Genomic DNA, 16031 nt, shown 5'->3' on the forward strand with positions numbered 1-16031 from the left:
AACTATTAATCTTAGTTAATGCCTCAATACGATTTAAATTGTTTTAAACCTTCTCGGCAAGAAACATATTAAAGAAGTTCTGAGGTAGTTCTGTTAAGTTATTATAATTATAATCTGCTTCATTAAGTGTTTCAGCATCTCCTATACCTATTGAAGTCATGTTAGCTCTATTTGCGGCTTCTACACCTGCAATAGCATCCTCAAATACGATACAGTTTTCAGGTGGAAGACATAATTTTTGTGCTCCTATTAAAAACACTTCTGGGTCGGGCTTAGCAGAAGACACGCTATTTCCGTCAACGATGCCTTTAAACCGGTCAAATAAACCAACCTGTTTTAAAATTAATGGCGCATTCTTACTGGCAGAACCTAATACATATTCAATATTTAGCCCATCTAAATTATCGAGTAAACTTAGCACACCAGGAAGAATTTCTTCCGATCCCATTTGGGTGATATATTTTAAATAATGTTCGTTTTTACTTATTAAATACTCTTGTTTTTTTTCTTCAGACAGCTCTAAGTTTCCAATATCTAGTAATATTTCTAGAGACCTAACTCTACTCACCCCTTTAAGTAATTCATTATGAGCTTCAGTAAACTCAAAGTCTAAATTATCAGCAAGGCTTTTCCATGCTAAAAAATGATATTTCGCGGTATCTACTATGACACCATCTAAATCGAATATAACTCCTATAGTTTTCATTGATTATGATTGTATTACATCGTCAACATCCTTTACTTTATACACTAAAGATGCTGCAATTAAGAAACTTACACCACTCATCATCAAAGCGAAAATAGCTTGATTGCCGTACGCGTATTTAACTAGTGGTCCGCCTATTAAGGCATTAATAATTTGTGGGATTACAATGAAGAAATTGAAAATCCCCATATAAACCCCCATTTTTTTTGAAGAGATAGATCCTGCTAGAATAGCATAGGGCATTGCTAATATACTTGCCCAAGCAATTCCAACACCTATCATGGATACAATAAGCCAGTTTTTATCTGGCATAATATAAATGGAAAGCATACCTAGACCACCAATAATTAGTGATACCGAATGCGTTTTCTTTCTTCCAATTTTTTTGGCAATATATGGCAGCGCAAATGCATAAAATGCTGAAACGACATTGTACACCCCAAATAGAATTCCCACCCAATCGCCAGCATCTTGATAATCGCCACTACTACTATCGGTATAAGACAACCCATAAATATGTTGTGCAATAGCGGGGGTAGCAAAGACCCACATACCAAAAAGACCAAACCAAGAAAAAAATTGAACCCAACTTAATTGGCGCATGGTTTCCGGCATTTTTTTGAAATCTTCAAAAATATCCAACAAACTCGATTTTTCTTCGGCGTTTTCTTGCTCTGCAGTTTCATCAGATTCACTGTCCGTCTCAAAACTGGCTAATTCTTCAGGAGAATATTCTTTAGTGGTTAAAACGGTCACTAAAATTGAAAGGACCAAAATCAATGCACCAATAACAAAAGATAAAATCAGGTGTGGTGGCACAGCACCTTCTGCCGCATTATTAGAAATACCAAACCAATTCGCCAAAACATAAGGCAGCCATGAACCAATTACAGCACCAAATCCAATGAGCGCTGTTTGAACACTAAAGCCTAAAGTTCTTTGATCTGTTCTTAGGTTATCACCAACTAGTGCACGAAAAGGCTCCATAGCAACATTAAATGAGGCATCCATAATCATGAGCATCCCAGCTCCAACCCATAAGGCTGGTAAAAATGCAATGAACATATCTGCCTGAGGCATTAAAACCAAACCTATTGACGCTAAGATGGCGCCTACTAGAAAGTATGGTTTTCGTCTACCAAATCTACCCCAAGTTTTATCGCTGTAATGACCAATGATAGGCTGAACAATTAGCCCCATTAAGGGCGCTATTATCCAAAACCATGACAATTCATGTACATCTGCTCCAAAAATCTGAAGAATTCTACTGGCATTTGCATTTTGGAGTGCGAAACCCATTTGAATCCCTAGAAACCCAAAACTCATGTTCCAGATTTGCCAGAAACTTAATCTACGCTTTTCCATTAAATAGTATGTTTAAGTTAATACTATTTGATAAGCGATTTACATCAATTCAAAATAAAATGTATTGTAATTTGTACCGATCTAACTTATCAAAACTTATTGTGAGAAGTAAAAATATAAGTTCTGAATTTGCTACAAAGATAGAAAAGAATTTAATTCTTCCTAATATTTTTTTTCATTTAGTTGATTCTCTTTCAATAATTTCCGTCTCAATTACCATTTTTATATAACTGGGTTTCCGGCTACTACTTGAGAAATACTGGTCTATTTCAGCATCTTCAGCCTCCAACCTATCTATTAATAAATTAGCAGCTTGTTCGCCAATTTTTTGACCATGCTGACTTACCGTTGTTAAACTTGGTGACGCGTGTTTTGACAAAACCCCATCAGTAAAACCAATAACTTGAATATCGTCTGGGATTTGTAAGCCTATTTTTTTTGCTACTTTCATGGCAGACACGGCATAAAGCTCATTGACCGCAAAAATGCCATCTATATTGGGATTACTTTTTAAGAACTGAGCTATTTCTGCCTCTAAGACATCTAAGTTGTTTTCAACATCCAAGCTATCATCTATTTTCAAAATCAAATTAGAATCAGCGACCATTTTATGTTCTTCCAAAGCTTCCAGATACCCTTGAGTTCTTAGCTTTCCTACACTTACATAATCCATTGTTGTTATTAGCGCAATGTTTTTACAATTCTTATCAATAAGACTTTCTACAGCATTAAAAGCCCCCTTAAAATCATCAACAATAACCTTATCACAATCTACCTCATTAACCACCCTGTCAAACATAACAATAGGAATTCCTTGGTTTATAGTCGCATTGAAGTGATGATAATCTTGTTTGAGTAAGGTCTCTTTTGAGATAGAAAGAATAAACCCGTCAATACTACCATTTGCCAACAATTCCATATTGATGATCTCCTTCGTGAACGACTCATTAGACAAGCCTACAATAACATTATATCCTCGTCTATTGGCAACCCTTTCAATACCGCGAATGACCGTAGAAAAAAAGTGGTGTACAATCTCTGGAATGAGAATGCCAATAGTTTTAGTTTTCCTGTTTTTTAAACTAAGCGCAATATTATTCGGTCTATAGTTGTAAAGTTTAGCAAAGGCCTGAATTTTTTGAGTGGTATCCTCACTAATTTCTTTGCTATTACTTAAAGCTTTAGATACCGTTGAAATGGACACATCGAGTTCTTTTGCTATTTGCTTTAAAGTAATCTTTCTTTTCATAAGAGATTATGTTATTTATTTTAAATAAAAACATCACAAAACTGCTAACCCACTAATTACAAGAACAGTATGTGAAAAAACAATTTTAAACATGTGAAGTTACTTCAAAAAACTGCAATTTCAAACTCTTTTGAAAAGAAAGCACATGGATTAAAAATTATCAAAAAATGTATTTTTATCAAAATAACATCAAAAATTCTAAAAGTTGTCAACACGAAAACGTTTTCGCTAAGAATTTCGTAATCCAATTTTCATTGTTTACAATTTCTTTACATAAGTTTGACCTGAGAAGTAAAAATATACTAAGACTAAATTAATTCATTTAAATTAAACGTATTATATGAAAACAACTACTAAAAGTATTCTGTTTTTAATGCTGATTCTACCAGTCTTCATGTTTGGTCAATCCAGTATTAAAGGTACAGTTACTGAACAAGCAACATCCATCCCGTTGCCGGGAGTTAACGTGGTCGTAAAAGGGACTACTAATGGCGCCGCAACAGATTTTGATGGACAATTTACAATTGATGCCGAAGAAGGTGATATTTTGGTTTTTTCTTATGTTGGCTACCAACAATTAGAAATCACCTATACCGGACAAAGCCAATTGAATGTAGAACTGATTGAAGATGCGGCTCAACTTGATGAAGTCGTTATTATTGGTTACGGTACTACAACTAAAAAGGATGCTACAGGATCTGTAGAATCTATTACACAGGAAGACTTTACTAAAGGTAACATTGTCACCGCTGAAAATTTGATTAGTGGTCGTGTTTCTGGTGTAACAGTGAATACAAGTGGTGCTCCAGGTTCTGGAACTCAAATTCGTATTCGTGGCGGTTCATCTATTAATGGATCAAATGACCCACTTATCATTATTGATGGATTACCAATATCTAATGATGGTGTAACCGGATCTAGAGGTGTACTTGCATCTATTAACCCAAGTGATATTGATTCTTTTTCTGTTTTAAAAGATGCATCAGCAACAGCGATTTATGGTTCTAGAGCCTCTAACGGTGTTATCATAATTGTAACTAAAAAAGGTAAATCTACTTTTAGTGCGACTTTTGATGCTCAGGTAAGTTTTGGAAGTCTTACAGATAATATTGATGTATTTACTGGAGATGAATATAGAGCGCTTGTAGAGTCACAACCAATTAATGGAACCACACTCGACACAAGTCTATTAGGATTTCAAGGTGACAATACAATCAATACAGACTGGCAAGATCAAATTTTCAGAAATACAGTTTCAACACAGTACAATGCATCTCTGCAGGGTTCTTTATTCAATGCGCTTCCTGCACGTTTCTCTTTTGGCTATACTGACCAACAAGGTGCTGTGAAAACTTCTGAATTTAATAGAAGAAACTTAAGTTTAGCCTTAAATCCTTCTATGTTTGATGATCATTTAAAAATTAGTCTTAATGCCAATTTAGCATTTGAAGATAACAGGTTTGCTGATGCAGGACAAATTGGAGCGGCTATGCGCTATGACCCAACAAAGCCTGTATACGATCCATCATCTCCTTTTGGAGGCTATTACCAACACAGGAATGGTAACATTGTAGCTAATGGAACCACTAATCCTTTGGCTTCTTTAGAACAAAGAAACAATACTGGTGATGCTAATAGGTTTTATGGTAATTTAAATTTTGATTATAAATTCCATTTTTTACCTGAATTGAAAGCGGTTATTAATTTAGGTTTTGATGAAACAAAATCTAAAGGTTATGATGTTTCAGACCGATTGGTACCCACTACCGATACGGATCAATTATTCAAAGGTTCTTATAGAGAGAACAATCAAATAAGAAAAAATGCGCTGTTAGATGGTTACTTAAACTATAAAAAAGATTTTGAAACCTTCACTGGAGAGTTAACTGCTGGTTATTCCTATCAAAAATTTGAAAATAGCGGAATTAATGGTAGAAACGTAAGAGACCCATTAAGTGTTGATGATATTTATGCAGACCCAGATGTTGTATTGATAGGGTTCTTCGCAAGAGCAAACGCGACTTTCTTAGACAAGTATTTGGTTACCTTAACGTATAGACGTGATGGAACTTCAAGATTTAGCAAAGACAATCAGTGGGGAAATTTCCCAGCAGCAGCAGTTGCTTGGAATATGAGCGAAGAAGACTTCTTAAAGGATTCTAACACCTTTTCAAACTTAAAACTAAGAGCGAGTTACGGTATTACAGGACAGCAATCTATTTCTCAAAAAGATATTTTCTTAAATAGATACAGAGCTGGTAGAGGAGATTCTCAATACCAATTTGGAAACAGTACCATATCTTCATTAATTGCTTCAGAAATTAACCCAGACCTAAAATGGGAAGAGACTAAAACTTTTGAGGTTGGTGTAGATTATGGCTTATTTGACAACGCCCTTTCAGGATCTTTAAACTATTTCAATAAAAACTCTGATGACCTATTATTTGAAGCCGCAGTGGCTGATGGTACTAACTTTTCTAATAGTGTGATTCAAAACATTGGTAAATTAAATATTCAAGGTATTGAATTTGCTATAAATGCAGACGTTATTAAAAAGGAAGACCTAACATTAAATTTTAATTTTAATGCGACGTTCTTAAACAGAGAGATGAAGGAATTAGCGCTTGACCAAGATGTTAGAACAGGAGGTATTGCTGGAGGAACTGGAAACAACATCCAAATTCATCGTGAAGGTGAAGCACCTAACTCATTCTATGTATTCAAACAGTTATATGACAATTCTGGCAATCCTATTGAAGGCGCCTATGCTGACTTAAATGGCGATAATGTTATTAATGATGACGATAGATATGTAAAAGAAAACCCAGGAGCGAACGCTAACTTTGGTTTCCAATCGAGTTTATACTACAAAAATTTCGACTTTGCATTTAACTTGAGAGCAAACGTTGGAAACTATGTTTACAACAACGTAAAATCTTCAAAAGCTCAGTACGAATTATTACAAGACAATGCTGTATTAGGAAACATTCCCAAATCAGTACTTGAAACAGGGTTCCAAAGAACTGCTGATGTAATAATATCAGATATTTATGTAGAAAATGCCTCATTCTTAAGAATGGATAACTTGACGCTAGGTTACACATTCAGTGATATTACTAAAAACTCAGGTAGTATAAGAGTTTGGGGAGGTGTTCAAAACGTTTTCACGCTTACTAATTACAGCGGACTTGACCCTGAAGTTACTGACAACGATTCTGATTTAACGTTAACTCAAGGTATTGACAACGTTGTATATCCAAGACCAAGAACGGTACTTGTAGGAGCTAACTTTAAATTTTAAAAATTAACTATGAAAGCAAAATTTAATATACAAAAAACACTTGGTTTTATCTACCTTTTCGCTTTGGTATCCTTATCGTCTTGTACAGATGATCTTAATATCACACCTAAAGATGATCAAACTATATTAAGTGAGGATTTATTTAAAGATGAATCATCTTACAAACGCGTACTTGGTGGTATTTATGCCAACCTTGCCTTAACAGGTACAGATGGACCAGAAAGTTCAAACTTAAAGAATATTGATGCTGGTACCAGTCAATTTGGCCGTGTTTTACTATACACACAAACGCTTGCAGCAGATCAAATGGTTTGGTCTTATGAAAATGACCCTGGAACTAGAGAGATTCAAAGAAATATTTGGACGGCTCAAAACCCATTATTGTTAGGGATGTTCAGCAGAGCGCATCTTTCAGTGTCTTTAGCCAATAACTTTTTAAGAGAAACTTCAGATGAAGCTTTAGACAGCAGAGGCGTTTCTGAATCAACAAGAAATGAGATTGTTGCTTATAGAGCTGAAGCACGTTTAATGCGTGCCATGGCATACTATTATATGATGGATCTCTTCGGAAAGGCAAACTACGCTGATGAAAACACACCATTAAATTCACAACCTGAAGTTTACGAACGCGCCCAATTATTCGCATTTGTTGAAAGTGAATTAAAAGCTATAGATGCTGACCTTGTTGCATCAAGACAAAATGAATATGGTAGAGCAGATAAATCTGTAGCTTACATGATTCTAGCCAAAATATATCTAAATGCTGAGGTTTATATTGGCGAAAACAAATACGCTGACTGTATCTCGTATTGTGAAAAAATCATAGGAGGAGGCTATACCTTGGCATCAAATTATCTTCATAATTTTATGGCTGACAACAATACAAACTCTGCCATTAATGAGATTATCTTCCCAATAGTATCTGATGGTGTAACCACTCAAAATTATGGCCCCACTACAGTAATGATTAATGGGTCTGTAGGTAGTTTAGAGGTTAATGGAGCTGAAGTTGGTGTTGGTGACGGTGGCTGGGGAGGCGCCCTAAGAGTAAGAAAACAGTTTGCTCAATTATGGGACCCTACCTTTGCTAGTGACGAGAGAAACACTATAATAATTGGTGAAAGAAATATTGAAATTGATGATATTTCTAATAAGGACGCTGGTTATATTATTCAAAAATATTCTAATGCTACTTCTACCGGAGAACTTGGGGCCGACAAAACATTTGTTGACACTGATTTCCCACTATACAGACTAGCTGATGTTTATTTAATGTATGCCGAAGCACACCTTAGAGGTGGAGGGGGTACCTTATCAACAGCTGTTGATTATATAAACGCGTTAAGAACTAGAGCGAATAATCCCAATACCATTTCTTCTGGAGATTTAACCTTAGATTTTATTCTAGATGAACGCTCAAGAGAATTACACTGGGAAGCCCACAGAAGACAAGATTTAATCCGTTATAATAGATATACTGGTGGTAATTACAACTGGGCTTGGAAAGGCAATGGAAGTAATGGGATAGCCATTCCAGCGCATTTTAATGTATATCCTATACCTAACGGTAGTAGAGCGGCAAACCCTAACCTTACTCAAAACCCTGGGTACTAAAACAAGATAAACAATGAAATATTTGAAAAACATATCAATATTAGCACTGGCAGCATGTTTACTTATGTTTGTTAGTTCATGTGACGATACCTCTGATAAATTTGTAGTAAATGAGACAGATGCTGTCCAACTAGCAGAACTTACTGTTACAGAAATAGAGTTAGACCCAGTAAATACGAATAATCCAGCAGTTACCTTCAATTGGTCAAGAGCTGATTACGGACAACCCGCTGCGGTTAGATATAGCATCGAAATCGCTTCTGATGCTGAATTTACAAATGCAACAGTGGCTACAACTATTACTGGAAGCAATGCGGCTACTTTATCGGTTGCTGAATTGAATTCGGCTGCTGGAACCGTTGGCGCTCCTGCATTTGATTGGAGCACATTATACGCCAGAGTAACGTCATCTTTAGGAACACAAGAAGGCTTACCAGTAGATTCTAACAGCATAAGCTTTATGGTTTACCCCTATTTCAATTATCCTTTTGATGATTACTATTTAGTAGGAAACGGTACTGCTCCAGGCTGGAATAACAACTTGAATAATCCTGCGCTATTCAGAGATCAAGACAATCCAAGATTATATCATTATACAGCATATTTTAGTAATGATGATGGTGATTTTAATAATGGTAGATGGAAAGTATTAGAAGAAAGAGGTTTATGGCAACCACAATGGGGTGTTACAGATGATGAAGGTAGCGATGACCCTAAAACCAGTGGTGAAATAGCGGGTAACCCAGGAACTCAAGGAAGTGATCCAGGTCGTTTTGGAGTTGCAGCTAGCGGTTACTACCAATTTACTTTTAACATTTCTACTAAGAAATATACTACTGAAGCTTATGATGCTTCTGGAGCTACAGAGTTTACAAGCATGAGTATTCAAGGTTCAGCCTCTGAAACTACTGCCATGACACAATCAACTTTTGATGCACACATCTGGAATATTCCAAGTATAAGATTAGCACCTGGAGAATTACAATTTCTGACTAACACGGGTTCAACTTGGGGAAGTTCTACGGCATTTTCTGGAGTTGCTCAAGAAGGCGGAAGTATTCCTGTTGTAGTGGAAGATGATTACGAAGTCTGGTTTAACACATTATCTGGTCGTTATATCATGATTCCGTTGAATTTATAATCAAAATAAAGAAAATTAAAATGAATACATTTATAAAAAAATTAAGCTTTCTTTTTCTTTCACTAGCTTTAGTATTTACGGCCTGTGAAAACGAAGAAACGTTAAATCTAACGTCACCTGATCCTGCATTAACATTGCAACAACCAGGTATTAGCACCGTATTTTTAAATTTCTCCTTACCAGATAACCCAGCATTCACTATTACTTGGAATGATGATCTTACTGAAGGCGGGACTTATAATATTGAAATGGATACAGCAGCTGATTTTGGAGCAGCCAGTACTATTGGAACTTCAGAAACAAATAGTTTTACTATGACTGTATCTGAATTTAATAATGCCATTGCTAATACAGGTGTAGAAACGTTTAAAGACATCCCTGTATACATGAGGGTTTTAGCTAACGGAACGGTTTCGAATAGTATATTAATGCTTGCAACAACCTATCCGGTTAATGCTCCTGTAATTACTACCCCTACTGATGGTGCTTCTTTTGTGCTTTCAATTGACAACAATAATGATCTTGCAACATCTGTAACGTGGACAGATCCAATATTGGATTCATCATTAGATATGGATATAGAATATGTTGTTGAAACCGCTTTAGCTGGTACTGATTTTGCCTTACCTATTGAAGCTGGAAACATAAGAAACCTAAGTACTATTGATTTAACACATGCTCAATTAAATGCAGCTGCCATTCAAAGTGGTATTGAACCTGATACAACAGGTGATCTTGACATGAGAATAACAGCAACCATTACAGATATATCAACAGGTAGTGTATTAGAACGAATCTCTGATCCTATTAAAATCACTGTGTCTACCTATATGACGTCTTTAGACTTATCTACACCATGGGGCGTTGTAGGATCAGGTGCAAATGATTGGGGAGCAACTCCTGATTTGCCATTCTTTACAACGGAAACGGAAGGCGTATTGGCGGCTTATGTAAACCTTATTGATGGTGAAATTAAATTCAGACAAAATAATAGTTGGGATGCACCAAATATAAATTACGGAGATAATGGCGCTGATGGCACCTTAGAAGAGGGCGGAGCAAACATTCCTGTAACCGCAGGTTCTTACAAAATCACTATGGACTTGAACACATTGACATACACTATTGAGCCTTTCTCTTTAGGTATTGTTGGAGGTGCCTATAATGATTGGGGAGCAACACCAGATTTCATGTTAGATTATGATCAATATTCAGATGTATTTAGAGGTATTGTAACCCTAATTGACGGTGAGATGAAGTTTAGAATGAATAACGATTGGGGAACCAATTGGGGAGATGATGGCGCTGATGGAACTTTAGATGAAGGTGGCGCTAATATTGTAGTAACTGCAGGAATATACATTGCTACCGTTAACTTAAATGATATGACCTATACATTAGAACCAATAGACTATGTTTGGGGACTAGTAGGAGGCGCATATAACGAATGGGGAGCAACTCCTGATGCACAGTTTAATAGAGATTGGTCTAGGCCCTTTGATGATATTTGGATTTTGAATGATGTAACGCTTATTGATGGTGAATACAAATTTAGAGCCAATAATGATTGGGATGTAAATTATGGTGATGACGGCGGAGATGGTATTCTTGACGCAGGTGGAGCTAACTTAGTCACTACGGCAGGAACATATTCATTTGTTCTTGATTTTACTGACCCAACAAAACCTACCTATACCAAAAAATAGAATTAATAGCATTAAAAAAGGCTGATGGATATCAGCCTTTTTTTCCTTATACACCTATTTGCTTTGCTTAAATCATCAAAAATAATAGTCATGAAAAAATTAATACTTTTTACTTTTATCTTATTTGGACTCTCGATGGCCGCACAAGTCACGATTTCTCCAAAGGCATTTGAAGTAACTGATGAAATTACAATTACCGTAGATATTAATAGTACAGCTTCGGATTGTAACCGATTAGATTCACCGAATAAAGTTTATTTACATTCAGGCATTGGAGATGATTCAAATGCATTTGGTTACAATGTGGTTGGTAATTGGGGACAAGATGATGGCATTGGACTCATGACTAGTAATGGCGACGGAACCTATAGTATCACCTTAACACCGTCAAGCTACTACAATATAACTACAGAACAACAAAATACAGCTACCCAACTTGGGCTAGTATTTAGAAATGAATCAGGAAATCAAGAGCTTAAGGATAATGGATGTAATGATTTCTTCGTTGACTTAGGGTCATTTCAATTATTTTTAAACGCACCTAACGTAGCGTCTACGGTTTTAAACGCAGGGGAATCGCTCTCTATCGAAGCCACGTCCAGTTTAACTGCCGATTTCACCTTGCTGGCTAACAATATAGTTGTAGACACTAAGGCGCAAACTACAACGTATTCTAATAATTATACGGTAAATGAAACTACATCATTTGAATTAAGAATATCCAATGATACTAGCAGTGACACTAAATCTTTTCAAGCTATTGTAAAGCCTACTGTCACTGAATCTCCGGTACCAGACGGACTATTAGACGGTATTAATATTAACCCAACAGATGACTCGAAAGTTACGCTGGTTTTATATGCACCGGGAAAAGATTTTGTTCATCTTATTGGCGATTTCAACAATTGGACAATTGATGACGCCTTTTTAATGAAAAAAGACAGTAACAAAGACCGCTTTTGGATTGAACTCAATGGCCTTACACCACAAACAGATCATATGTATCAATATGTAGTTGATGCTAGTATTTACACGGCTGACCCCTATTCACCTGTAGTACTAACCGAATCAAACGACCAATACATTGATGAGATTACGTACCCAAACTTACCTGTATATCCTACAGGAAAAACAAATCATTCTGTTACTTTACTTCGTACGGGAGACGCGCCTTATAATTGGCAAGTGCCTAATTTTGTTAGTCCAGATAAAAATGATCTAGTTGTATATGAATTACTAATCAGAGATTTTGATAAATTACATAGTTTTGATGCGGTAAAAAGCAGATTAGATTACCTACAAGACCTAGGTATTAATGCCATAGAATTTATGCCACTTAATGAATTTGACGGCAATGAAAGTTGGGGTTACAACCCATCGTTCCATATGGCATTAGACAAATATTATGGGACACAAAATGCTTTTAAAGCTCTGATTGACGAATGCCACTTGCGTGGTATGGCGGTTATTGTAGATGTCGTTTTCAATCACGCTTCAGGTCAAAATCCATATTACAGATTATGGAATACTGATAATGGCAACTATGGCGGAACAGCATCAGCAGACAGTCCGTTTTTTAATCAAGAAGCCACCCACAGTTACAGTGTCTTTAACGATTTCAATCACAGCAGCCAAGCTACACGAGATTATGTAAAACGTGTGTCACAGTTCTGGATTGACGAATATAATATTGATGGTTACCGCTGGGATCTCACTAAAGGTTTTACTCAAAACTGTACACCAAGTAATGAAAGCTGTACTGGATCTTACCAACAGGACCGTGTAGATGTTTTAAAACTATATGCAGATGACCAATGGGATATCAAAGACAACTTTTACGTGATTTTTGAACATTTAGGTGGGATTACCGAGGAAAAAGAATGGGCTAACTATAGAGCTAATGAAGGGAAAGGCATTATGCTTTGGAACATTTTAAATCATGAATATAGTAATGCAACCGCTAAAGACCCTGCTTCTAATTTTAAGAATATTTCATATAAAGAAAAAGGATTTGACCAAGCATCTTCTGCCATTGGATACATGGAGAGTCATGACGAGGAACGCATGATGTATAATAATATAACATCTACTGAATCCAATGGAGATTACAAGATTAGTGATTTACCAACAAGCTTACAACGCACAGAAACTGCAGGCGCATTTTTCTTTACCGTTCCTGGACCAAAAATGATTTGGCAATTTGGCGAGTTGGGTTATGACATATCCATTAATGAAGGCGGTAGAACAGGAAATAAGCCCATATTATGGGAATACTATGATGACCCAGACCGAAAAGCGTTATATGATACCTGGTCTGAATTAATTCGTTTGAAATTGAATCAGCCCATTTTTAAAACCACTGACTTCACTATGAATACAGGCGCTTCCAATGGGTTAAAAACAATTCACCTAAACCTAGCGAACGCCGCTGGTGAAAATATAAAACACATTACAATTATTGGAAATTTCGGACTTACTGCTCAGAATATTAATCCTGAATTCCAACAAACAGGCACTTGGTATAATCTTCTTGGACGCAACACCCCCTTGAACGTAACAAATACTAAAACCCCTATTAATTTAGAACCAGGCACTTTTATTATTTACGGTGACAAACCTTTTATTAATCCTGAAGACCTAGATAGTGATGGCGTTTTAAATGCCAACGATCAATGTCCAAACACGCCTTTTGGAGCTACTGTTGATGCAAATGGCTGTGAAGTTTTTAGTCTTCCAAAAAACAATTTTAGAATTCAAATATCAGGAGAAACCTGCCGAAATAGTACCAACGGGATAATTGATATCATGGCTGTAGAAACTTTAGATTATTCTCTAAAGATTAACGGTAATGATTATGGAGAATTTACTAATAATTTAATTATTGAAAATTTAGAAGCTGGGGACTACGAATTATGTTTCACGGTTAAGGATGAGGTAGATTTTGAAATGTGCTTTAATGTTACGGTAACACAACCTGAAAATCTATCAGTATTCTCTAAGGTGAGCAATAGCAAAAATCAAGTTGCACTGAATATGTATGGCAGTAGCTCATATAGTGTTACTATTAACGGCGTAACCAGTCAAACATCAGACTCAAGTATTAACTTAGATTTACAACCTGGAGAGAACACCATTCGTGTTAGCACAGATAAGGATTGTCAAGGCACTTACGAAGAAACCATTTTCTACGGCGGTGAAATGATGGTATATCCTAACCCCATACAAAACAATAATATTCTCAATATATATTTAGGAGATCTAAACAATACTACGGGTACTATAGAAATATATTCAGTACTTGGAAAACTCATTTACACAGAAAGTACAAACAGTAACCAGTTAAGAATAAGTACAGATAGATTTACCAAAGGTTTATACCTTGTTAACGTAACTAGTGGTACAATTCAAAAGAGCTTTAAAATAATTAAGAACTAATGAAAAAGTCATTTAAATATTTAGCGGTAGCGTTGATCCTTAGTTTTTACTCAAGTTGCAGTAGTAGTGATGACAGTCCTGCTCCTCCAGATCCACCAATAGAAGTTACACCGCCCAATGCGGCCACCTTAGTTTTTCCTCAGGAAAATTCTGAATGCACTGAAGGGTCTAATTTAACAAGTACAGAAAGTACTATTCTATTCAATTGGAATGATGCCGACCATGCTACAAGTTATAAAATTTATGTAAAAAATTTAGAAACGCAAACCACGGCAAATTACTCCTCAGATGTTTCTGAAAAAAGCGTCACACTATTAAGAGGAACACCTTATTCATGGTACGTTGTTTCAGAAAACTCTGGAACCGAAACCGCTAATAGTGCTACTTGGAAATTCTATAATGCTGGAGAAGCCGCCTCATCTTACGCACCTTTCCCTGCTGAAATAATTAGCCCTATTTACGATCAAATGTTTGATGCGGCAACAGTAAATGTAACCTTAGAATGGACGGGAGAAGATGTGGATAATGATATTAAAGAATTTACCATACTGTTGGGAACAGATACAAATCCATCAACAGAAGTTGGCACAACCAATAACAATACATTAGCAGTAGCTGTAACCTCAGGAAATAGTTACTACTGGCAAGTTATTACAACCGATGAGGAAAACAACTCATCAGAGTCACAAGTGTACAAGTTCAATATAGAATAAAACATAGTTTAAGTTAGTTTAGTTTGTAGTTAATTAAAAAAGCTTCTCAAATTCAAGATAGCGTGCTTGAATATAGAGAAGCTTTTTGCTTTTTTAAGGAAACTAACCGCTTAGCTATTTCCTTTCTTATAATCTTCTAAAAACTTAGCTAAACCAATATCGGTTAACGGATGTTTTAATAGTCCTGTTATTGATGATAACGGTCCTGTCATCACATCACTTCCTAACTTAGCACAGTCTATAACATGCATGGTGTGACGGATAGAAGCTGCAAGAATTTGTGTTTCAAATCCGTAGTTATCATAAATCTGTCTTATTTCTGCAATCAGATTTAATCCATCTGTTGAGATGTCATCCAATCTCCCTAAAAAAGGAGAGACATAGGTCGCTCCTGCTTTGGCCGCCAATAAGGCTTGTCCTGCAGAGAACACTAAGGTCACATTGGTGCGTATTCCTTTATCTGAAAAATACTTACACGCCTTAATACCATCAGCTATTAATGGTAATTTCACAACTATCTGAGGATGTAATGCGGCCAACTCCTCACCTTCTCTTACCATACCTTCAAAATCTGTTGAAATAACCTCAGCACTTACATCGCCTTCAACTATTTCACATATCTTCTTATAATGGGCTATAATATTATCTGCTCCAGTAATACCCTCTTTAGCCATTAAGGAAGGGTTCGTGGTTACTCCATCTAAAACTCCTAAGGCCTGAGCTTCTGCAATATCCTCTAAATTTGCTGTATCTATAAAAAATTTCATTTGTACGTTTTTTACTGTTTCTATTTGTCATATG

Annotated in this window: 10 protein-coding genes; 6 read left to right on the plus strand and 4 right to left on the minus strand. The window is 36.1% G+C overall.

The features are described 5' to 3' along the window. Positions 1 to 43: 43 nt before the first annotated feature. From pgmB to IE051_RS08655, 3 genes are all read right to left on the minus strand, one after another. On the minus strand, positions 44 to 706 hold the full coding sequence (gene pgmB, locus IE051_RS08645) for a beta-phosphoglucomutase (RefSeq protein WP_189360378.1): 663 nt from the start codon (positions 704 to 706) through the stop codon (positions 44 to 46). Positions 707 to 709: 3 nt separating this feature from the next. After that, positions 710 to 2071 (minus strand): MFS transporter, encoded by a 1362-nt coding sequence (locus tag IE051_RS08650; RefSeq protein ID WP_189360379.1) that lies wholly within the window; start codon positions 2069 to 2071, stop codon positions 710 to 712. A 175-nt stretch (positions 2072 to 2246) separates the two neighbouring features. Continuing rightward, complete coding sequence (locus IE051_RS08655; RefSeq protein WP_189360380.1) at positions 2247 to 3320, minus strand: LacI family DNA-binding transcriptional regulator; 1074 nt, start codon at positions 3318 to 3320, stop codon at positions 2247 to 2249. 340 nt (positions 3321 to 3660) lie between these two features. Between IE051_RS08655 and IE051_RS08660 the strand changes: the two genes are divergently transcribed. From IE051_RS08660 to IE051_RS08685, 6 genes are all read left to right on the plus strand, one after another. Next, positions 3661 to 6621, plus strand: a complete 2961-nt coding sequence (locus tag IE051_RS08660; RefSeq protein ID WP_189360381.1) for a SusC/RagA family TonB-linked outer membrane protein — start codon at positions 3661 to 3663, stop codon at positions 6619 to 6621. Between the two features lie 9 nt (positions 6622 to 6630). Beyond that, complete coding sequence (locus tag IE051_RS08665) at positions 6631 to 8235, plus strand: RagB/SusD family nutrient uptake outer membrane protein (RefSeq protein ID WP_189360382.1); 1605 nt, start codon at positions 6631 to 6633, stop codon at positions 8233 to 8235. Between the two features lie 13 nt (positions 8236 to 8248). Next, positions 8249 to 9376, plus strand: coding sequence for a SusE domain-containing protein (locus IE051_RS08670; protein WP_189360383.1), 1128 nt, complete (start codon positions 8249 to 8251; stop codon positions 9374 to 9376). Between the two features lie 20 nt (positions 9377 to 9396). Continuing rightward, positions 9397 to 11082: a SusE domain-containing protein gene (locus IE051_RS08675; protein ID WP_189360384.1), complete on the plus strand. Its 1686-nt coding sequence runs from the start codon at positions 9397 to 9399 to the stop codon at positions 11080 to 11082. 90 nt (positions 11083 to 11172) lie between these two features. After that, complete coding sequence (locus IE051_RS08680) at positions 11173 to 14517, plus strand: alpha-amylase family glycosyl hydrolase (protein WP_189360385.1); 3345 nt, start codon at positions 11173 to 11175, stop codon at positions 14515 to 14517. Next, positions 14517 to 15230, plus strand: a complete 714-nt coding sequence (locus tag IE051_RS08685) for a hypothetical protein (protein ID WP_189360386.1) — start codon at positions 14517 to 14519, stop codon at positions 15228 to 15230. The genes IE051_RS08680 and IE051_RS08685 overlap by 1 nt, the downstream gene beginning before the upstream one ends. A 110-nt stretch (positions 15231 to 15340) precedes the next feature. Here IE051_RS08685 and fsa read toward each other — a convergent pair whose 3' ends face one another. Then, positions 15341 to 15997, minus strand: a complete 657-nt coding sequence (gene fsa, locus IE051_RS08690; RefSeq protein ID WP_189360387.1) for a fructose-6-phosphate aldolase — start codon at positions 15995 to 15997, stop codon at positions 15341 to 15343. Positions 15998 to 16031 lie beyond the last annotated feature (34 nt).

It is taken from the genome of Algibacter mikhailovii (genome assembly GCF_014651495.1).
Lineage (GTDB): Bacteria > Bacteroidota > Bacteroidia > Flavobacteriales > Flavobacteriaceae > Algibacter_E > Algibacter_E mikhailovii.

Excerpts from the sequence above, each read along its gene's own strand:
- pgmB (WP_189360378.1), bottom strand. The coding sequence starts at position 706 with ATGAAAACTATAGGAGTTATATTCGATTTAGATGGTGTCATAGTAGAT.
- IE051_RS08650 (WP_189360379.1), bottom strand. The coding sequence starts at position 2,071 with ATGGAAAAGCGTAGATTAAGTTTCTGGCAAATCTGGAACATGAGTTTT.
- IE051_RS08655 (WP_189360380.1), bottom strand. The coding sequence starts at position 3,320 with ATGAAAAGAAAGATTACTTTAAAGCAAATAGCAAAAGAACTCGATGTG.
- IE051_RS08660 (WP_189360381.1), top strand. The coding sequence starts at position 3,661 with ATGAAAACAACTACTAAAAGTATTCTGTTTTTAATGCTGATTCTACCA.
- IE051_RS08665 (WP_189360382.1), top strand. The coding sequence starts at position 6,631 with ATGAAAGCAAAATTTAATATACAAAAAACACTTGGTTTTATCTACCTT.
- IE051_RS08670 (WP_189360383.1), top strand. The coding sequence starts at position 8,249 with ATGAAATATTTGAAAAACATATCAATATTAGCACTGGCAGCATGTTTA.
- IE051_RS08675 (WP_189360384.1), top strand. The coding sequence starts at position 9,397 with ATGAATACATTTATAAAAAAATTAAGCTTTCTTTTTCTTTCACTAGCT.
- IE051_RS08680 (WP_189360385.1), top strand. The coding sequence starts at position 11,173 with ATGAAAAAATTAATACTTTTTACTTTTATCTTATTTGGACTCTCGATG.
- IE051_RS08685 (WP_189360386.1), top strand. The coding sequence starts at position 14,517 with ATGAAAAAGTCATTTAAATATTTAGCGGTAGCGTTGATCCTTAGTTTT.
- fsa (WP_189360387.1), bottom strand. The coding sequence starts at position 15,997 with ATGAAATTTTTTATAGATACAGCAAATTTAGAGGATATTGCAGAAGCT.